The sequence below is a fragment of the Trinickia symbiotica genome (genome assembly GCF_002934455.1).
Classification (GTDB): Bacteria; Pseudomonadota; Gammaproteobacteria; order Burkholderiales; family Burkholderiaceae; genus Trinickia; species Trinickia symbiotica.
On record NZ_PTIR01000012.1, the window covers coordinates 76,957 to 96,681 of the forward strand.

Annotated in this window: 14 protein-coding genes; 7 read left to right on the forward strand and 7 right to left on the reverse strand. The window is 60.4% G+C overall.

What is annotated here, in order from left to right; all coding sequences use genetic code 11:
• Window positions 1-46: 46 nt before the first annotated feature.
• From B0G57_RS17855 to B0G57_RS17880, 6 genes are all read right to left on the reverse strand, one after another.
• Window positions 47-1,546, reverse strand: a complete 1,500-nt coding sequence (locus tag B0G57_RS17855; RefSeq protein WP_018444327.1) for an OprD family outer membrane porin — start codon at window positions 1,544-1,546, stop codon at window positions 47-49.
• Window positions 1,547-1,724: 178 nt separating this feature from the next.
• Window positions 1,725-2,732, reverse strand: coding sequence for an ABC transporter ATP-binding protein (locus B0G57_RS17860; protein ID WP_018444329.1), 1,008 nt, complete (start codon window positions 2,730-2,732; stop codon window positions 1,725-1,727).
• A complete protein-coding gene (locus B0G57_RS17865) occupies window positions 2,729-3,721 on the reverse strand; it encodes an ABC transporter ATP-binding protein (RefSeq protein WP_026230356.1) in 993 nt (330 codons plus the stop codon). Before B0G57_RS17865 ends, B0G57_RS17860 begins: the two co-directional genes overlap by 4 nt.
• Before the next feature lies 1 nt (window position 3,722).
• Window positions 3,723-4,628: an ABC transporter permease gene (locus B0G57_RS17870; protein WP_018444331.1), complete on the reverse strand. Its 906-nt coding sequence runs from the start codon at window positions 4,626-4,628 to the stop codon at window positions 3,723-3,725.
• 9 nt (window positions 4,629-4,637) lie between these two features.
• The gene (locus B0G57_RS17875; RefSeq protein ID WP_018444332.1) at window positions 4,638-5,579 is read right to left on the reverse strand and encodes an ABC transporter permease subunit; all 942 of its coding nucleotides are present in this window, start codon (window positions 5,577-5,579) and stop codon (window positions 4,638-4,640) included.
• Between the two features lie 13 nt (window positions 5,580-5,592).
• A complete protein-coding gene (locus B0G57_RS17880) occupies window positions 5,593-7,224 on the reverse strand; it encodes a peptide ABC transporter substrate-binding protein (protein ID WP_018444333.1) in 1,632 nt (543 codons plus the stop codon).
• Between the two features lie 506 nt (window positions 7,225-7,730).
• Between B0G57_RS17880 and B0G57_RS17885 the strand changes: the two genes are divergently transcribed.
• Complete coding sequence (locus B0G57_RS17885; protein ID WP_018444334.1) at window positions 7,731-8,849, forward strand: glycosyltransferase family 4 protein; 1,119 nt, start codon at window positions 7,731-7,733, stop codon at window positions 8,847-8,849.
• A 29-nt stretch (window positions 8,850-8,878) separates the two neighbouring features.
• On the opposite strand, the gene B0G57_RS17890 is transcribed toward B0G57_RS17885, so the two are convergent.
• A complete protein-coding gene (locus B0G57_RS17890; RefSeq protein WP_146013382.1) occupies window positions 8,879-9,790 on the reverse strand; it encodes a hypothetical protein in 912 nt (303 codons plus the stop codon).
• 1,061 nt (window positions 9,791-10,851) lie between these two features.
• Between B0G57_RS17890 and B0G57_RS17895 the strand changes: the two genes are divergently transcribed.
• From B0G57_RS17895 to B0G57_RS17920, 6 genes are all read left to right on the forward strand, one after another.
• Window positions 10,852-11,547 carry a phosphatase PAP2 family protein gene (locus B0G57_RS17895; RefSeq protein ID WP_018444336.1) on the forward strand — a complete coding sequence of 232 codons (696 nt, stop codon included), beginning with the start codon at window positions 10,852-10,854 and terminating at the stop codon, window positions 11,545-11,547.
• A gap of 89 nt (window positions 11,548-11,636) precedes the next feature.
• Window positions 11,637-12,839: a glycosyltransferase family 4 protein gene (locus B0G57_RS17900; RefSeq protein WP_018444337.1), complete on the forward strand. Its 1,203-nt coding sequence runs from the start codon at window positions 11,637-11,639 to the stop codon at window positions 12,837-12,839.
• A gap of 183 nt (window positions 12,840-13,022) precedes the next feature.
• Window positions 13,023-14,276: a flippase gene (locus B0G57_RS17905; RefSeq protein ID WP_018444338.1), complete on the forward strand. Its 1,254-nt coding sequence runs from the start codon at window positions 13,023-13,025 to the stop codon at window positions 14,274-14,276.
• A gap of 30 nt (window positions 14,277-14,306) precedes the next feature.
• Window positions 14,307-15,440, forward strand: coding sequence for a hypothetical protein (locus tag B0G57_RS17910; protein WP_026230359.1), 1,134 nt, complete (start codon window positions 14,307-14,309; stop codon window positions 15,438-15,440).
• A 609-nt stretch (window positions 15,441-16,049) separates the two neighbouring features.
• Complete coding sequence (locus B0G57_RS17915; RefSeq protein ID WP_020566608.1) at window positions 16,050-17,276, forward strand: glycosyltransferase family 4 protein; 1,227 nt, start codon at window positions 16,050-16,052, stop codon at window positions 17,274-17,276.
• A 79-nt stretch (window positions 17,277-17,355) separates the two neighbouring features.
• Window positions 17,356-19,683 carry a polysaccharide biosynthesis tyrosine autokinase gene (locus tag B0G57_RS17920; protein ID WP_018444341.1) on the forward strand — a complete coding sequence of 776 codons (2,328 nt, stop codon included), beginning with the start codon at window positions 17,356-17,358 and terminating at the stop codon, window positions 19,681-19,683.
• The last annotated feature ends 42 nt before the right edge of the window (window positions 19,684-19,725 follow it).

Genomic DNA, 19,725 nt, shown 5'->3' on the forward strand with positions numbered 1-19,725 from the left:
GCGCGTGCCACTTTTGCACGCCCGCCGCCGGCTCGATTCCCATCTTTCAGAACACGTTCACCGGCACGGTCACGACGAGCCGGTAGACCTGACTCGTGGGATCCGAGTAGTAGGCCGACCCGACATGCCACATCGCGAGTACCGTCACCTTGGTGTTCTTTAGCCGGCCGCTTTGCAGGACGTACGAAGGGATGAACCCGAACTCGTGATGTCGTCCATGCACCGGCTGACCGTTCTTGAAGTAAACCGAGCTGAACGCGGGACCGCCGGGCCCGTAGCGGTTCGCAGTGGATGACGCGTCGGCTCCCCATCCTTGCTGCGCCCAAACCATGGCGGAAAAGCCTGGAACGCCTGCATAATTGCCGTCGAACGTGTAGCGCAGTTGCAATGACTGCTCATGCGGCGCGTTGTAATCGACATCCATCGAGTTGGTCAGGTAGTTGCCGGCCGTTTCATTCACGTAGTCGAAAAACTGATCGCCGACAATCTTCTGATAGCCGACGAGCAATGCGTGCGGTCCGTGTTGCGCCGACAGCGCGAGGCTGTAAGCGTTGTTGTCGATCGTTCCTTGGCGCGCCGCGCCGGTGTCATGCGTCGAATAGAGATTGGCCGATCCGGTGAGCTTGATCGTATCGACGCGGCCGATACTGTGCTGAATTGAAGCATAGTATTGCCGCCAGACGTCGTCGGCCTGATCCGCGAAAAGCGACGCGGACCCGCTCGAGAAATAGTCCCACGTGCCGCCCGCGTAGCTGATCCGCTTGAATCCGATGCCTCCGTACGACGTGCTGAGTCTCATGAGGTTCGTGTGCCCGCGCGCATCGACCTTTGTGAAGCTGCCTGCCTGCAACGTCAGTGGAACGATCTCGCGGCTCAGCATCGACGCGCCGAGAAACGCCGGTGGCAGTGCGCGATTGTCGTGCGGATCGAGGAACGGATTCGATACGTTGTGCAGGCCATACTTGAACACCGTGTCGGAGATGCGCGCCTTCACGTCGTAGGTGCCCGGATACGCCCACGCAAGGCGATTCGATCCGCCGCCGTGCTTGCCGACGAAAACCATGTTGCCCGCGCCGTTGCCGCCGTCGAGCTTTAGGGCGCCGAAAAGCGATGCGTCGAACCCGAACCCGATGAGCCCTTTCGTGAGCCCTGACTGGAACCGCGCCTGGACGCTGTCGACCCAAGCGTGTCGGTGGGCGCCGTCGTTGTCATGAAAGTAGTCGGTGTAGTTGCGAAACTCCAGATCGAAATGGCTGTCGCCGATCAATCCTTTGCTGTTCCGCTGGCTCGTCGAAGATGGCGACGCCGCGACGGGCGGCACCTGAATGACGTCAATGTTGGCCACATCGGCGGGCGCCGGCGCGGGTGGCGATGACGAGGCGGCGGCTGCGCTCGTGGCAGGCGCCGATGCCGGGAGCGGAGCTGTTCCGCCGGGGGCGGGACGTTCGTCCGCGTGAACGTGACCGGTACCCGCCACGACCGGGAGGGTCAGCGTCAATGCAAAAAGCCGCTTGCTCGCGGCAAGCGATGATGTGTCTCTCTTCATCCAAGTCTCTTGTTGTAGGCGTTCAACATGGCTTGCCGGCTCATGGCCGCAAGCGTCTTCACGCGCCCATCGAAAACGAAATGGACGAGCGCTTTCCTCGGCGCGACACACTTCGCGCCGAAAGAACCGGTCTTCAAATGGAGTGCTGACGCCCTGCTATCGGCACGCCCGGCGCGAACTAGCCGCCGGCCACGCGAACGCAGGCCACGCGTCTACATCGATCGTCGAGCGTCTGAAGCGGCGGCACGCGCTGCGCGCAGGCCTCGATTGCCTCCGGGCATCGAGTGCGGAAAACACAACCCGTGGGCGGTGCAATCGGCGACGGCAAATCGCCCTGCAGCAAGAGACGGCCACGATTGCGTTCGATCGCGGGATCGGGGATGGGAACTGCCGAGAGCAGCGCGCGCGTATAGGGATGTATCGGCGCCCGATAGAGCGCCTCACTTTCGGCGACCTCCATCACGCGCCCCAGGTACATGACGAGCACGCGATGACTGATCGACTTGACGATAGCGAGATCGTGCGCCACGAAAAGCATCGATAGCGAAAACTCGCGTTGCAGATCGCGGAGCAGATTGACGACTTGCGCCTGGATCGACACGTCGAGCGCCGATACAGGTTCGTCGCAGACGACGAGTTGCGGCTCGCCGACGAGCGCCCGTGCAATCCCGATTCGCTGACATTGACCGCCCGAGAATTCGTGCGGATAGCGGCCGAGATAGTGGGCACTCAGGCCTACGCGCTCGAGCATCGTCCTGACGCGCACGCGCACTTCGCCGCGACTCATATGGGGACGACGAACCAGGAGCGGCTCCGCAACGATTCGTTCGATCGTCATGCGCGGATCAAGCGACGCGAGCGGATCTTGAAAGATCGCCTGCACGCCCCGGCGCAACTCAGCGAGTGCCGGCCCGGGGCGGCGCCCACCGCGGACGGTTTCCATGCCCCGCCAGCGGATGCTTCCGCTGGTCACGGGCGTAAGGCCGACGATCGCACGCGCAAGCGTCGACTTGCCGCAGCCCGACTCGCCGACGAGCCCGAGCGTCTCGCCGCGAGCGATATCGAACGAAACGCCGTTGACCGCGCGCAGCATCGCCGTGGGACGCCATGCCGCCCAGGCCTCGGAATAGCGCTTGACACGAAAGTGCACGTGCAAATCGCGGACCGAAAATAGCGGATCGTTCACGCCAGTCCCTCCGCGACGACCGCCGCCGGCCGATGACAAGCGCGCCACGCTCGGCCGTCATCCGCCCGGCGCTCCAACGGTGGGCGCCTCGTCAAGCAGCGCTCCGCGACATGGGGGCAGCGCTTGGCGAATGCGCAACCGGCGATCGTTTCCCCCGGCAAGGGCGGCTGCCCCGCTATCGTGGTGAGCGGGCGCCCACCTTCGTCGTCGAGTCGCGGCAAGGCGTTCATGAGTCCGATCGTGTACGGATGAGTCGGAGCGGCGAAGAGCTCAGCCGCGCTCGCGTGCTCCACGGTGCGGCCCGCGTACATGACCATGACTTCGTCGCTGAGCCCGGCCGCGACGCCCATGTCGTGCGTGATCAGAATCATCGCCGTGCCGTGCTCACGATTGAGCTCGCGCAGCAGCTCGACGATCTGCGCCTGCACCGTGACGTCGAGCGCTGTCGTCGGCTCGTCCGCGATCAAGAGACGAGGCTCGGTGATGACCGCCATCGCGATCATGACACGCTGCCGCATCCCGCCCGAGAACTCGTGCGGGTACATGTCGAGACGCCGCGCCGCATCGGGCACATGCACGCGCTCGAGCGCTTCCGCGGCGCGTCTGCGCGCATCGCGGCGCGACATTCTCCGGTGCAGTACCAACGGCTCGATCAGTTGCTGTCCGATGGTTAAAAATGGGTTCAACGACGTCATCGGATCCTGAAAGACGACAGCAATCCGATTGCCGCGCAACCGGTTCAGCCCGCGCTCGTCGAGCGTCAGCAGATTGCGCCCTTCGAAGCGCGCGACGCCGCTCACGCGGGCATTGCGCGCCGACAGGCCGATCAGCGACAACACGGTCTGGCTCTTTCCCGAGCCCGATTCCCCGACGATGCCGAGTACTCGGCCCGCGTCGAGCGCGAACGAGACGTCATCGACGGCATCGATCGCCGGACCGTCGGCCCGCGAAAACCGTACGCTCAGATGTTCGATTTCCAACATAGGCATATCAGGAGTCCTTAGTATCGAAGGCGTCGCGAAGACCGTCGCCGACAAAGTTGATGCAATAGAGCGAGAGACACAGCATGGAGGCCGGCGCGAGCAGCAGCCAGGGCATGGCCTCGAGCTTCTGGGCGCCGTCTTCGATCAGCACGCCCCAGCTCGTCATCGGCTCCTGCACGCCGAGCCCGAGGAACGAAAGCACGGACTCGGTCAGAACGACGCCGGGCACCATGACAGTCAGGTAGACGGCCACCACGCCCACGAGGTTGGGCACGATATGCCGCACGACGATCGACCACGGCGCTACGCCGATCGCGCGGGCCGCGTCGACGAACTCGCGCGTGCGCAAAGACAGCGTCTGGCCGCGTACCACGCGCGCCATGTCCAGCCACGAGAAAGCGCTGATCGTTAGGACCACCAAATAAAACGCGCGGCCGAAAAGCGTCATCATCAGGATCGCGATCAGCATGTAAGGGATCGCGTACATCATGTCGACGAGGCGCATCATGACCGCATCGACCCGGCCGCCGAAGTAGCCCGCGCAAGCGCCGTAGCCAACGCCGATTACTCCGGCCACGAGCGTTCCGAGCAAGCCGATCTCGAGCGAAACGCGCCCGCCGACGAGCGTACGCACGAGCAAGTCGCGACCGAGTTCGTCGGTGCCGAACCAGTGGCCGGAAGCGAGCGTCGGAGCGACGGCGATTGCCGCCCAGTCGCTCGCCGCGGGATCGCGTCCGATGAGCGGCGGCCCCGCATAGCAGGCGAGGACGATCAGCGTGAGGATGGTCAGACTGGCGAGCGCGGCCCGATTGCGGACGAACCGAGCCAGTGCTTGCCCAAGCGGACTACGCGCGATGGGGGCATGGAGCGAACCGTCATCGTTGTCTCGCGCGGGGGAAGTCGTGATAGCCATGATCCTTGATCAATATCGAATACGAGGGTCGAGCACCGCGTAGGCGAGATCGACGAGGAGGTTGAAGAGGACGGCGGCGACAGTGGTCAAGATGACGAGGCCGAGCATCAACGTGTAATCGCGGTTAGTCGCCGCGTTGACGATAAGCTGACCCAGCCCCGGCAGGGAAAAGACCGACTCGGTCACGACGGCCGCCGTAATCGACGAAATGGCGACGGCGCCGAGCAGCGAGACCACAGGCAGCAACGCCGGCTTCAACGCGTGGCGCACGACGATTCGGCGAGTCGGCAGCCCCTTCGCGCGCGCCGTCAAAATGAAATTGCTCGAGAGGACTTCGATCATGCTCGCGCGCATGACGCGCGCGATCGTCGACAGGTTGATGACCGTCAGAAGTGCGATCGGCAGCACACGGTAGCGCCAGTCGCCGTCGCCCCATCCGCCGGCGGGCAGCCAGCCGCGCGCGCCGCCGCTCGTCTTCAACAGGATGGCGAAGACCCAGACCAAAAGCGGCCCGAGCACGAAAGGCGGTAGCACATTACCGACGTTGCCGAGCAGCATGACCATTCGGTCGATCACCCCGTTGCGCCGCACCGCCGCGATGACGCCGAGCGCCACGCCTAACGCGAGCGCGAGGGGAATCGAGGCGCCGCCGACGCGCAGGCTGACGGGCAGTGCCTTGGCCACGAGGTCGTTGACGCTCCAGTCGACATAGCGAAACGACGGCCCCAGATCGCCGCGGGCGAGCGAGGATAGATAGAGCAGGTACTGCCGCCAAAGCGACTCACGCAGATGATATTTCGCCTCGAGGTTGGCCTGCGCGGCCGCCGACAGGCCCTTCTCCGAATCGAACGGGCCGCCCGGCGTCAGGTGCAACAGCAGGTAGCAGATCGTGATCACCGCGAGAACTGTCGGGATCGCCCAAAGCGCTCGCCGCAACGTATATGCAAGCATCGCTGACTCCGGCTCAGTGCCTGACGATGTAGAGGTCCTGCGAGGCCCGCATGTCCACGTAGTTCGTGGGCAGGTAGCCCCCCACATACGATTTCACGAGACGGTCGGCAGAATATTGGAAGAGCGGAATCAACGGGTAGTCGCGCATCGCGAGCGCGTGCGCCTCCGTGAGCAGCTCGGTTCGGCGGCCATCGTCGAGTTGACGATTCGCCTCGTCGACAAGCGCATCAACGCGTCGATTGCAGTAGCGCTGATCGTTTTGCACGCCGCCGCAGCGAAGCAGATCGAAAAACGACATGGCGTCGTTGTAATCGACGAACCAGCCGTCGCGCGATGCCTGCAGCGCCCCATCGTGACGTTCTTTCAGCAGTACCTTGAACTCTACGTTCTCGAGTCTGGCATTCACGCCAAGCTTCGTATGCCACTGTGACGTCACGAACAGCGCCACCTTCTTGTTCAGATCGTTGGTGTTATAGGTGAGCGTGAACGAAAACGGCTTCGCAGCCGAATATCCGGCTTCGCGCATCAACGCTTGGGCGCGCTCGACGCGCTTTTGCATCGTCCAATCCGCCCAGTCCGGACGGAATTGCAGCGCACCTTTCGTGCCTTTCGCAATGAGCCCGTATAGCGGCAACTCGCCCGCTTGCAGCAGCTTCGACGTCAGAAGATCGCGGTCGATCACCATCGACAACGCTTCGCGCACGCGCTCATCCTTGAATGCCGGATCGTCGTTGTTCATGCTGTAGAAGTAGGTTGCGATTTGCAGGCCTCTGCGCAGTTCGGCGCCGAATTGACGAGCAATCAGCTCATGGATGCCGGAAGGAATGCGATACGTGTAGTCGACCTGACCCGCCTGATACATGCGCATCGCGGTCTGGTCATCGTCTACGGGCAGGTATGTCACCTTGGAAATCGCGACGTGGCGTGCATTCCAGTACTTGTCGTTCTTCACGGCAACGAGCCGGTCGTTCGGCCGCCAGTCGGCAAGCACATAAGCACCGTTGCCGACGAGCGAGCCTGGGCGCGTCCAAACGTCTCCGCCTTTCTCGACTGCCGCGCGCAAGACGGGCGCCATCGTCGCCATGGCCGTCAACTCCGGGAAGAACGCCGCCGGTATTTCGGTTTTCACCTCGAGCATGTAACTATCGACGGCGCGCACGCCGAGACTCGAGGGCGGCGCCTTCCCGGCGATGATTGCCTTGGCGTTCTTGACGAATTCGACGAGGATCGTGTACTTCGAGCCCGTCTTCGGATCGACGACGCGCCGCCACGCGTAGACGAAATCGTCGGCGGTCACGGGCTGGCCGTTGCTCCATCGCGCGTCGGTGCGCAACTTGAAGACCCAGGTATCGGGCGCCGTGCGCATCCAGCTCTGCGCGACGCCGGGGGCGACGTGGCCGGCCGCGTCGATGCGCGTCAACCCTTCGAAAAGATCGAGGCCGATGGTATTCGCGCTCCACGATTCGATATGCGCGGGGTCGAGCGATTCGACTTCGGAAGGCACCTGCCGATTCAGTTCTTGAATGGGCGCGAGTTCGACGCCGGCGGGAATCTCGGCGGCGCACGCAGCGCCGGGCACTCGTATCGACACCGATAGGAGCACGGCCAACGCGGCCGCGAACAAGGTAAAACGCGAAGCTTTCATAAGCGATGAGCGGCGCAATGTAAAGGGAGCTTGTGTTTGCCGCGAAACCGTGACGGATCGGTCGCAACAGGCCGCATCAAAGCACGCGGGCTTTGCCGTGTGCAGCTATCAACAATGAGGGGGCGTCGTTCGTGCGTGTGGGAGTGCCTTGCAGCGCCCGGACCGAGGGCCATCGTACGTTGAACGTTTGCTGGCAGCGCCGACGGAGCCACGGCCAGCCGCCAAACAATGTCCACTGTCACGCATTTCAATTTCGGGATTTGCTATTTATTTGAATTGGGTCAGGCTTATTCTACTTATCATATTTACCTAAGACTTTATCAGTCCCGATCAGACGTTTTAGAGCAGTATTTGCTCAATGTGCGTTCCGCAACATACGCGCGTTTTTGCGTAATCGATTCTGCCCCCTCGAGGCCGCGCCAATCCCGCGGCGAAAGCCAGGTTCCTCGAGATCGGACGAAGCAACCTGCAGCGGACCGTAGCGAACGCTACTTCCGGGGCGAGCCATGGATTTTGCGATCAACGGAAAATTCACCGCGCAGCGCATCACCGGGGTGCAGCGCGTCGCGTACGAACTGACGAGAGCGATGCAATTGCTCGATTTGCATTCGAACGATATCGAGATCGTCGTCCCCAGGAACGCCACGGAGCCGGGTGCATCGCTTCTATCCAAGCGCTGCTGTCCATGGTTCATGGGCAACGTATGGGAGCAGATCGCGCTCCCGTTGACGACAAGCGGTGAAACGCTGATCAGCCTTTGCAATACGAGCCCTCTGATCAAGCGTCGTCAGATCGTCATGGTGCATGACATGGCGATCTTCGATGTGCCGTACGCCTTTTCGAAAAAGTTCAGACTTTGGTACAAGCTTGTTTTTGCGACGATTCACCGAAATGCGAAGGTCATCCTGACCGTCTCGGAGTTTTCGAAGGAGCGCATTTGCCGGCATCTGAACGTCGATCCGTCACGCGTTTTCGTGATCAATCCCGGCATCGACCACATGGAGCGCGTGCATAGCGACCGAAGCGTTTTGGCGCGCCTCGAATTGGCGACGGCCCCCTACTGTCTGCTCGTAGGAAGTCTGGACCCGCGCAAGAATCTGCGGCGCGCGCTCGCCGCGGTCGAGCACCTCGGCCATTTGAGCGAGGTCAAGTTCGTCGTGGTCGGCGGCAAGAATTCGCGCGTATTCGGCGAGCAGACGCCAACGAGCACAGCGGAAAATCGTCAGGTGGTATGGGCGGGCTTCGTGACCGATAGCGAGCTGAAGGCGCTTTACGAAAACGCGCGGTTGCTCGCGTTTCCTTCTCTATACGAAGGGTTTGGACTACCCCCGCTGGAAGCGATGTATTGCGGTTGCCCCGCGGTCGTCTCGCGCGAAGCGTCGTTGCCCGAGGCTTGCGGTGACGCTGCGCTCTATTGCGATGCGACCTCCGTCGACGATATCGCTGACAAGATGGCGCAGATGTTGGGCGACGACAGTCTGCGCGCTCGCTATCGGCAACTGGGTCTGATGCAGGCGCGCAAGTATCGCTGGGAACGAGCTGCCCGCCAACTGATGAACGTGCTTGGCGGCAATCAACTCGGCGGTTCTGCGCACGGATGCGCAGAACCCGCTCGGCCTCGATGAAGAGGCTGACGAAATACCGCCGTTAGCCCTTATGCCAGATGAGCGCGCGAGAACCCGGCGTAGGCCGCCGTCTCCTGCGGGTTCGCGAGCAGGCCGAACTGTGCGGAACCGAGAAGCTGATACTTCATGACGCTTTCGATGTTGTACTGCAGGCGATTGTTGTAGTACTCCGTCAGGAATTTCGTACAGTAGGCGGCCTTCTGCGCATCCGTGTCCTCCGGCTTGGCCGCCCACTCGGTAATCATGATCGGCTTGCCGTACGCCTTGCTGATGTAGTCGATGACGTTCATCTTCGTCTGGTACCCATCGAGCGTCATGTTGAACAGATCACCGTAGACGGAATAGTTGTGCCACGTGGTGATGTCCCAGCGCACGGTAGGATGTCCAGTGCTACCGTCCGGGGCCATACCGTGCCACAGCATGTCCGACGCTGCGATCTGCGCAATCGTGAAGTTGATGCCGCACCGATAAGCTGAATTGACGGACTTGATCCCATCGATGAGCCCGCGCATCGTCCCACGCATACGGTTCCAGTTGTTATCGGCGATGTAGTCGCTCACCTTGTTTCCTGGCGCGCCCGGCGTCCGGAACACCAGTGTGCTGGCGGTCATCTCGTTGCCACATTCGAAGTCCGTCACGCCCGCCGGTCCGAGCATCTGCGCGATAGTCTGCGCGTTGGTGAACGCGATGTTGTAAGCCGAGTTCTCGTCCGTCCCCAGGAAACTCGTGGTGATACAGCACAAAATCTTGATGCTCGGATCGATGGCCGCGATTTCGGTGGCGAATCGCCGCACACTCGCGATATGCGTCGGGTTGAAGCCACCGGTATCGAGGCGCAGCGTCTTGGCGCCAATCGAATGAAGCTGATTGACGAGTGTCGCACTGTCCGGTGGGTAATCGTAGTGTCCGCATATCCCGTAAAAGTGGGGCATGCTGGTCACGGCTGCTTTCGCCACGTCAAGACCCGCTACGCTAGCGATGCCAGCCGCAGCCAGCGTATTCAGAAATTGCCTTCGATTAATCGTCAATTTGACCTCATTCTTGATGAGATGAGTCTTCCACGCTCAGCACCTGGCCGATCGGACAGAGTGCGGAGTTGGACGGAGTCACCAGGATTGATGCTGGGCGTTGCACACAATTGGCGCGCGAAATCGCGAAGCGCCCACCGAAGTGCCAATATCGCTGCTATGGCATTCAGTCAGAGGCCGCCGGTGCGGATGCGGCTTCAGCTGATATCTGTCACGTCGAATCTGAGCTGGCTTCAGACACGAGAGCCTTGTCACCGCGGCAAGCGGTTAACGTACAGATATGAAATGCTGCTATCGGATCATTAAGGAATCCGCAATGAATCATGACGAGTTTATCCATCGCCGAAAAAACGCGGCGATTTTTCGATGAATTAATAGGTATTCGAACGGACGGCTGCGCGGTCGAAATCGATCAACACTTCATGGATACACATCGATCGCGGCGGCCTTGAACTGCGGTCATGCCACAACTCGCGGAGAGCCAACGCCGTACTGCTTTCGGGGCAGCCGCGCGAGTCAGGGCAAGTATAACTTATGTCATTTGATAATGCATCACCGAATTTTGCGTCAGGATTTTCCTACGCGGTTGTCCGGCGCAAGCCGATTCGGAAAATCCGTCGCAACTTCGCCGAATCGTCGTATTAAATCGGCAGGGATTTCTCCGATTATTATATGATTAAATATAATACCATTGCGACCCCAAAGCGTTCGTTATTCTTGTATTGCAGTGCGCCACGACCACCTTGCGTCGCCGACACTGGCCGCAGGTTTAAATTAATGCCAGACTGGGAGTTCGCATGGGGCGCGATCGAAGCCGGTGCGGGAGATCAGACGGCCTCCGTTGTCAATGGCCCGCATGGTCATGACTCAGGAAACGGCCAAGATCGCGGCCGACGCGAGGAAACGCCCGCCCTGGCAACAGCGAACGACGCCCGCGGACGGCGGCCGCCAGTTCTTTCCACGCCTCCTCGACGATGAACACATTCGATGCCGCCGTAGAGAACTTCATTACGCACGCCGCCGTGAGTTGGCCGTTTTTTAATCACGCAATGCGCGCCATCGCCAGCTTCAACTTGTTCAAGGGCGTAGTACCGACAGGCTTGTTGTGGGCGATTTGGTTCGGGGCACGTCGTGATGCCGGATGGGCGCGCGAGATGGTGATCGTCACGCTTGCGAGCAGCTTGTTGACAATGATCGTAGGAAGGACACTCGGGCTCTTCTTGCCATTTCGTGTGCGTCCGATCTACAACCCGGATCTGCACCTCGTATTCCCCCTCTCCGAAGCGCCGGAACTCGTTCGAAGAACATGGAGTTCGTTCCCGAGCGACCACGCCATGCTGTGGGCCTCGGTTGCGACGGGAATATTCCTTATCTGGCGCTGGGTGGGTGTTTTTGCCTTCCTTCAGCTGGCCATTTTCATCTGTCTTCCGCGCGTCTATCTCGGATTACATTATGCGACTGACATTATCGGCGGTGCCGCGATCGGCATTGTTGTCACGTTGATCCTTTCTCGCGATTCAGTGAAAAAGCACTTTGCACCGATGGTCCTGCGGCTATTCGATGCCCATCCCGCTATTTGTTACCTGCTTGCATTCGTGTTTTGCTTCGAACTCGCGACAATGTTCGAGGAGCCTGTGCTGATCGTGCAGTCGGTCATCAAGGCATTATGAGACTCCGTGCGCTGTCCAACGTAGCCGCTTGCGCGCCGCCGGCTATCGTTGCCCCGAACGCACGGCCATTTACAGGACAAGAGGCAGATATGCAGCGCTACAGGGTCTTGGTGATCAATGATTTCGTGCAAAAAGGAGGTGCGGACGTCGTCTATCGACAGTCCGCCGAGCTTCTAAGCGCAATGCCTGGCGTCGAAGTGCAATGCTTCGACGAAAGCCGGTTCCACGGAAGCTCATCGCTGCTCGCCAAGTCGTGGAACCTGGCGGCAGCACGCGCGCTCGAGCAAGCGTTGATCAGGTATCGCCCGCATAGGATCCTCGTCCACAACTACCACAACGCGTTGTCAGCGTCGGTCCTCGGCGTGATCGCTCGTTACAAACGCAAGCTTGGCTACACAGCGTATCTGACATGTCACGACTATCATCTGGTCTATTACAACCCTACGCTTCATTACCGCGTAAGCGGCCATATAGAGCAGGTGACGCTCGATGAGTTAGGAACGTGGCGTATGCTCAGGCTGCGCGCCAGCGCGAAGGGAGTAGTCCATGACATCTTCACAAAGGCGTACTGGCATGCGATACGGATCCTGTACAAGCCCGAGCGTATCTTCGATCGGATACTTTGCCCGTCCGATTTCATGCAGCAGGCTCTGCATCGCAGAGGCATCGACAACACCGTCGTCCTCTACAACCCATCGGCACTCTCAGTGGCGAGCAAGCCGGTGAGTGTGTGCAATCGAGAACGCTTCAATCTTGCATTCGTTGGACGCATCGCGTATGAGAAGGGCCTCGAGCAGTTCATCGAGCTCGCCCACTCGATCGATTTCGCGCGAATCGAATGCCTTGGTGTCTTTGGCGACGGGCCCGATCGAGTGGCGATCGAGCAACGCTACGCATCGCTCGTCGAAAAGGGCAAACTGATTTTCTTTGGCAGGCTGCCGCACGACCGACTATTCTCCGCACTACGTGGCTTCGCCGACGCAATCGTGCTTCCGTCGGTCGGCACCGAAATCGCGCCGCTCGTTATCGTCGAGGCCGCGATGCTGGGATTGCCCACATTGATCCGAGAGGGAAACTATCGATTCACATTCGGCGATACAGTCGGCAGCAAAATTGCGTACCACGATGATGCGCAAAGCCTTCGCGCAGCGCTCGACGAACTCGCTGCACACCTCGCGAGGGCTGACAGAACGTACCACGTAAGTGACTTTCTGCCTCATCGATATGCGGAGCGCCTTGTGCGAGTCATGCAGATCGACGTTCCGCCGATACGCGGTGACGGTCAACCATAGCCGGCCGTTTCGATACCACGCAAGGTCGTAGTCTCATCCGCATTCGACCTTCCGTCTGATCGAATGACCAATTGGGAATCACCGCGTCAAATGCGTTTCTTTTATTGATCGATTGACTTCTCGTCGATCGGACGGCCATAAAGAAGGTTAAGAACCGAGGACCGACTCACTATGGCGCACCGAATGTTGCGGAACATGGTTGCACTCTCGGTCTTGCAAGCCGCGAACATGGCGCTGCCGCTCGCCACGTTACCGTATCTGTTCCGCGTCCTGGGCCCGAGCCACTTCGGCGCCTATGTCTTCGCTCAGGCAGTCATTGCCTATCTGGTTCTGTTGGCCGACTACGGCTTCAATTGGTCCGCCACGGGCGAGATCGCGAAGGTGCAGAGCGATCATGGCGCTGTCACGAGAATCTTTTGGCGGACGCAAGCGGCGAAGGCGCTCGTTGCGTGCGCCGGTCTGGTGCTTCTTGTGGTCGGCGTGCTGATGGTGCCGAAACTGATCGAGCTGCGGGCAATCATGTTTGCAACGTTCCCCTTCGTCATCGGCACCGTTTTATTTCCGCAATGGCTGTTTCAGGGCTTGGAGCGGATGTTCTTCATCACGGTATCGACACTCAGTGCACGCGTGCTCGTGATACCCCTTACCTACCTTCTGGTGCACTCACCCGGTGACACGTGGCTCGCGGCGCTCATCAATTCGATGAGCACCGTCGTCGCGGGCATCGTCGCCCATACACTGATTGTGCGCGCAAGGATGATTTCGCTCTGGACGCCGAGCGCCAACGATGTCATGGAAGCGTTCCGGGAAGGCTGGCACGTATTCATTTCCACGGCGGCGGTGAGCCTCTACACAACGACCAATAGCGTATTGCTAGGGTTTCTCGCCGGCAATGTCACGCTAGGCTACTTCGGTGCCGCCGACAAGATTCGGAACGCGGCGCAGGCGCTGATAGGGCCGCTCAGCAACGCCCTTTATCCACGCGTCAATGCACTGTTCGCCGAGGACGCTGCCAAGGCCTATGCGCTCGTGCGCAAAGCGCTTTACGCGATGAGCGCGATCATGCTGGCAATTTCGGCGATGCTCTGGGCGGGTGCGCCATGGATCGTTCGCATAGCGATGGGACCTCAATACGCACCCGCCGTCGACGTATTGCGTTGGATGGCCTTCGTGCCCCTGCTCGTGAGCCTGAACAATGTGCTCGGGCTCCAAATGATGCTGCCGCTTGGCATGAAGAAGAAATTCAGCGAGATACTGCTCGGATCCGGTGTCTTCAACGTCGCGCTGCTGGTGCCCCTTGCGATTCGCCTGGGAGCGCAGGGCGCGGCGATGTCCGTGCTCGCAACGGAAGTCCTCGTCACGGGCTGCATGGCGCTTTACCTCATTCGGAAACGAGTCCCGGTCTTTTTGACAAGGGCATCGCCACCTGAATGCTAAGCGCACCAGATCGCCAAAAGGAGTTGACGCATGAGCACATCGCATCCCGCCCCCATGGCACGGCGTACGGCTATCGTGATACTCGCGTGCCGCGACTACGCGGCACTGGAGCTGGCGCTCGCGAGCCAAATGGCTTACCGGCCACCCGGTGTGCCGTTCTTCGTGCTGCAGAATTGCCGTGGGGGGTACGATGCCGAACGGACGCTCGGCGTAGCTCGGCGATATGAGAGGCTTTTTCCCGGCGTCGTCAAGGTCGTCGACGACATCGTGCCCGGCGACCCCTACCGCTCGATCAAAAAGTTGCTTTCCAAGCCGGAGTTCGCGGAGATCGACCTGGTGTGCAAGATCGACGACGATGCGTTCCCGATTACGCACCAATGGCTCGACCATATGCTCGAGGCCTATGGGGACGCCGAGCAAGAAAGCGGCGGCAAGCTCGCGTATGTCACGCCGCTCATCAACAACAACGGCTGGGGTTTCCCTCAGGTGATGAAGGTGATGAACCTGGAGCAGGAGTACTTTGCTACGCAGGCGCATCCGCATTTCGTCGGGACGGGGAAGAGCGGGCGCTTTCCGCTGCGTATCATTCCCGCGGAGCAGATCGAGACGGGCACGAACGGGACGATATGGGGCTACCCCCACATCGCACGCTGGCTGCACGAGCGCACCACCCTTCAGCCCGATGCATTCATCGCTGCCACGCAAGCACTCGCGCCATGCGATGTGCCGGCACAATCGCGCTATTCGATTGGCTGCATCTTGTTTCGGAAGCCACTGTGGGATGCGATCGATGACGGGGGACACGACGACGAGCATATGATGCACATGTATTGCGAGCGCAACGATCTCCGGATCGTCTGTGTGCGTCGCGTACCATTCGTCCACCTCGCGTTCTTTACTCAGCGGGAGGAGAACCGCGACATCGTGGATGCCGCTCACGCGCTTTATGGCCAGCGGCTTGGGCATCCGTTCCCGCTGACGCTCTATGCGGACCGCGAGCGGGAAAACGAAGCGCGATTGCGTTGGCTCGAACAGCGATTGACCGAGCCGTCCGTGACCAAGCGGAAGTGGCTGCAAAGAATCGCGCCGAAACGGGTCCAACGCGCCGTGCGGCGGCGCCTCGTTTGGCTTTGGCAGATGGGCAACGGGCGAAGCGCTCCATGATGTAACGAGAACCGGTCGTCGCGTTGCTCTGGGAATTGGCCGGAAAAAGCTTGAATAGCGATAACTCGCCACTTTTTCGCAGGCAATGGCGGAATCGTTCTGGCATCACTGATAATGCGAAGCCACGCTGAATTATTAGTTCCGCATTCCGCACTCGGCTCCACGCCCAGTGCGTCTCGAACGCAATGCGTCAATACAACACAAGCTGCGGCGAGTGATCGCTTTTTCTTCATCGTAATCGGCCTACTTGCGGGCAGCGGCTCCCATTATCGCGCCATACGCGTGCCGTCGCGCACGTCCCTGGTGCGATACGCGTCGGCGCAGGGAACGCTCTAGTTCAGAGGAAGATCGTGTTTTTTTGTGGTTGATAATCGCGCACATACAGTCTAATGTCAGATGGCGCGCACAATCGCGCGAATGTTAGACAAATCGGAGCGAAAGAATAATCATTGGCTCATAGAGTCAGATGCGTGCAACACCAGGGAGCATTACGTCAGTTTTAATTGGATTGTCCGATGGAGATCTAATGTCTGTGAAAATTTCTTGAGAGCTCAGCGCTTTCTCGAGCATCTGTATGCACCTTAAATCCAACGGCAGGGGGATATGGAGATGAGAGTTGCGATTGTGCATGACTGGCTCGTTGTGTACGGCGGAGCGGAAAGAGTGCTTGAACAGATCATCGAATGCTTCCCTGAGGCGGACATCTATACGCTCGTCGACTTTCTGGAGGACCGGACGTGCCTCAAGGGCAGGCCGGTGTATACCTCGTTCATCCAGCGGCTGCCATCCGCGCGCAAGCACTACCGGGACTATCTGCCGCTCATGCCGCTTGCGATAGAGCAGTTCGACGTGTCGGGCTACGAGCTCGTGATTTCGAGTTCCTATGCGGTGGCAAAAGGGACGTTGACGGGACCGGACCAATTGCATATCAGTTATGTCCACTCGCCGATCCGCTACGCGTGGGACCTGCAACACCAATATCTACGGGAAGCGGGGCTGAGCTCGGGACTCAAGTCGGCATTGGCGCGCGTGCTGCTGCACTACATCCGGGGCTGGGACTCACGCTCGGCAACCGGGGTGGACTACTTGATCTCGAACTCGCGCTTTGTGGCCAGGCGGATCAAGAAAGTATATGGACGTGATGCGACGGTCATCTATCCGCCCGTCGACGTCAGTGCGCTGTCTTTGGAGACGCACAAGGGCGACTTTTACCTGACGGCATCGCGCATGGTGCCGTATAAGCGGATCGATCTGATCGTGAAGGCGTTCTCGCAAACACCGGAGCGCCGGCTGGTCGTGATCGGCGACGGCCCCGACATGGCGAAGGTCAAAGCGGCGGCGGGGCCCAACGTGGAAGTAATGGGCTACCAGCCATTCGAGGTCTTGCGCGACCATCTTCAGCGCGCCCGCGCCTTTGTGTTTGCGGCTGAAGAGGATTTCGGCATCTCAGTGGTCGAAGCGCAAGCGTGCGGCACGCCGGTCATCGCGTATGGAAAAGGGGGCGCGCTGGAGTCGGTCTTGGGATACCCGAGGGAGCATGCGACCGGCGTGTTCTTCCACGAGCAAACAACAGAATCGCTGTTGGACGCCCTCGATTGCTTCGAACACCATGCGTGGGCTTTCGATCCCCAAGACTGCCGCCGAAACGCCGAGCGTTTCAGGACCGAGCAGTTCAATGCCGCGTTTCGCGCGTTCATCGAGGTGCGGCTCGCGAGCTTTCGCAGCGAGTTGCGGCGGACGGAGGAATGGTCGTCGCGAGTCAGCGCTCCGCTTCCCATTCTCAAGTTGCGCCAGGTACCGCGTACGGCGTTTCGCAACAGCAGCAACAGTATCTAGCAACCGGGATGACGAGGGACATGGTTCCGTGACCAACCTTCAACGGTAGGCACACGTTGAAACTTCGAGGACGACGCTCGTGAGCAACTCCCGCTTCGACAGAGGACTCCCCCGCGCAGCCGATGACCGCGATCAGCTCTCCGCGCGAGAGGTGCTCAACCTGTTGCGCGATCACCTGTCCGAATTTGCCGCGATCGCCGCAGTCACGATCGGACTGGCCGTCGCCTACGCCTTTCTCGCCGAGCCGCTCTATTCCGGTGACGTATTGCTGCGTCTGGACGCGCCCGAACCGAATGCGCTCGGCATCGCATCCGAGAACCAGGTGTACCAACCTCCCGCGGCGCCATCTCCGAGCGGGGAGATCGCAGTGATGCAGAGCCGCTCGGTGATCGAGCCCGTCATCGACCGTTATCAATTCGACCTCACGATCACGCCGCGGTCATTTCCGATTCTGGGAGCGATTGCGAGCGCGTTCGCCACCCCTGGAAAGCCTGCACGCCCCTGGCTTTGGCTCGACTCGTTCGCATGGGGCGGCGAGCAAATCAAGATCGCCTCGCTCCACGTGCCCCCGGCGCTCGAAGACGAGTCGCTCGAACTCGTTTCGCTCGCCGATCACGAGTACGAGCTGCGCGGGCCTTCGGGCGAGCACCTGCTGAGCGGGTTCGTGGGCGAACCGGCTTCGTCTTCGGGCGTCACCATCACAGTGACTCAGCTTGTTGCTCGCCCGGGAACGATATTCAAGGTGATTCGCTGGAATCCCATTGACGCGTTCAATCAGTTCCTGCGCCGCATGAAGGTGATCGATAAGGCCAAGGACACGGGCGTCATACAAATCGCGTACATGAACCCTTCGCCCGCGATGGCAGCCGAAGTCGCCAACGCGCTTGCCCAGCAGTACGTCGCATTGGCTATCGCGAATCGGCAGCGCGACGATACAGCGACACTTGCGTTCATCAACAAAGAACTGCCGCGCTTGAATGCACAGTTGAAGCGCGCGGAGCGGGCGCTCAACGACTACCGAAATTCAGCGAACTCGCTTCAGCCGACAGCCGAAGCGCAAGCGTATCTACAAGGCGGAATCGACTTCCAGCGACAGATCGCGACGCTCCAATTGCAGCGCACGCAATTGCTCGAGCGTTACCAGCCGGACAGTCGCTGGGTACGCAATGTCGACACGCAATTGGCCGACTTGATGCGCGCCAATCAGGCATTCGAGGCGCGCTTTGCCGACATGCCCACCTCTGAACGCAGAAGCGCGGACCTGGCCCGAGATGCACGGGTGGCGGAAGCGGTTTACCTGGGGATGCAAAACAAGGCCGAGCAACTATCCGTGCGCCGCGCAAGCACTTCGGGCGGCGTGCACATCGTCGATGATGCGCTTCGTCCGCACCGGCCGGTCAAGCCAAACCGATTGCTGGTCATATCCGCCGGAACTGTGCTTGGCCTCATCGCCGGCACTGTGTTCGTTTTCGTCCGTCATCACGTCATGACGGGTGTGACGGACCCGCTATTTGTCGAGCAGGGCATGAGCGTTCCCGTCCTCGGAAAGGTGCTGTTCAGCGCAAATCAGGCACGACTGGACGAAGAGATTCGCGCGGTAATGACCACTCGGATGCCGGGCGAAGCGCATGGAGCGTTGACGAATCAGGAGGACGCAGCGGTGGCCCGCTTATCGGGCGATGCCTCCGAGGCTGTCTTCCTCGGTAATGGCCCCATCCGCGTGCTGGCCGCCAGATTTCCGGATGATCAATCGGTCGAGGCGCTGCGCGGCGTGCGTACGACATTGAATCGAGGAATCGCGCAAGCGGCCAATAACGTGGTGATGTTCGCGGGGGCGGCGCCATCCGCTGGCAAAAGCTTTGCTGCCGCGAACCTGGCGGTGCTTCAGGCCGAGGTCGGGTCGCGCGTCCTGCTGATCGATGCCGATATGCGGCGCGGCCGGCTTGCCTACTTTTTCGGTCAATACAATCGGCGCGGTTTATCGGAAGTCCTGGCAGGCGACAAGGAACCACGCGACGTCATCCGCAGCGTCGGTATCGACGGGCTGTCGTTCATGTCTTGCGGGTGCTATCCACGCAACCCCGCTGAGTTGCTGATGGGAGCGCGATTCAAGGAGGTGCTGCGGCGGTTAAGTCTCGCATTCGATCTTGTCATCGTGGATACACCGCCGCTCCTTGCCGTAGCAGACGCAGCCATCGTCGCGAACGAAGCAGGTGTCACGGTGCTCGTGGTCCGCTCAGGCATGCAGACCGAGCAGGAGATCGCGGAGACGGTGAAGAAACTGCAGGACGCGAATGCCCGTCTGATGGGTGCCGTTTTCAACGCAATACCACTGCGCCGGAGCAATCGCGGGTATGCCTACGCCATGGGTTACAAAACGCTTGATCTGATCGAGCATAGGAGCTGACGACCGGCAGGTATTGCGCCAACGAGAATTGGCAACGCCCCC

Excerpts from the sequence above, each read along its gene's own strand:
- B0G57_RS17855 (WP_018444327.1), bottom strand. The coding sequence starts at position 1,546 with ATGAAGAGAGACACATCATCGCTTGCCGCGAGCAAGCGGCTTTTTGCA.
- B0G57_RS17865 (WP_026230356.1), bottom strand. The coding sequence starts at position 3,721 with ATGCCTATGTTGGAAATCGAACATCTGAGCGTACGGTTTTCGCGGGCC.
- B0G57_RS17870 (WP_018444331.1), bottom strand. The coding sequence starts at position 4,628 with ATGGCTATCACGACTTCCCCCGCGCGAGACAACGATGACGGTTCGCTC.
- B0G57_RS17875 (WP_018444332.1), bottom strand. The coding sequence starts at position 5,579 with ATGCTTGCATATACGTTGCGGCGAGCGCTTTGGGCGATCCCGACAGTT.
- B0G57_RS17880 (WP_018444333.1), bottom strand. The coding sequence starts at position 7,224 with ATGAAAGCTTCGCGTTTTACCTTGTTCGCGGCCGCGTTGGCCGTGCTC.
- B0G57_RS17885 (WP_018444334.1), top strand. The coding sequence starts at position 7,731 with ATGGATTTTGCGATCAACGGAAAATTCACCGCGCAGCGCATCACCGGG.
- B0G57_RS17895 (WP_018444336.1), top strand. The coding sequence starts at position 10,852 with ATGAACACATTCGATGCCGCCGTAGAGAACTTCATTACGCACGCCGCC.
- B0G57_RS17900 (WP_018444337.1), top strand. The coding sequence starts at position 11,637 with ATGCAGCGCTACAGGGTCTTGGTGATCAATGATTTCGTGCAAAAAGGA.
- B0G57_RS17905 (WP_018444338.1), top strand. The coding sequence starts at position 13,023 with ATGTTGCGGAACATGGTTGCACTCTCGGTCTTGCAAGCCGCGAACATG.
- B0G57_RS17910 (WP_026230359.1), top strand. The coding sequence starts at position 14,307 with ATGAGCACATCGCATCCCGCCCCCATGGCACGGCGTACGGCTATCGTG.
- B0G57_RS17915 (WP_020566608.1), top strand. The coding sequence starts at position 16,050 with ATGAGAGTTGCGATTGTGCATGACTGGCTCGTTGTGTACGGCGGAGCG.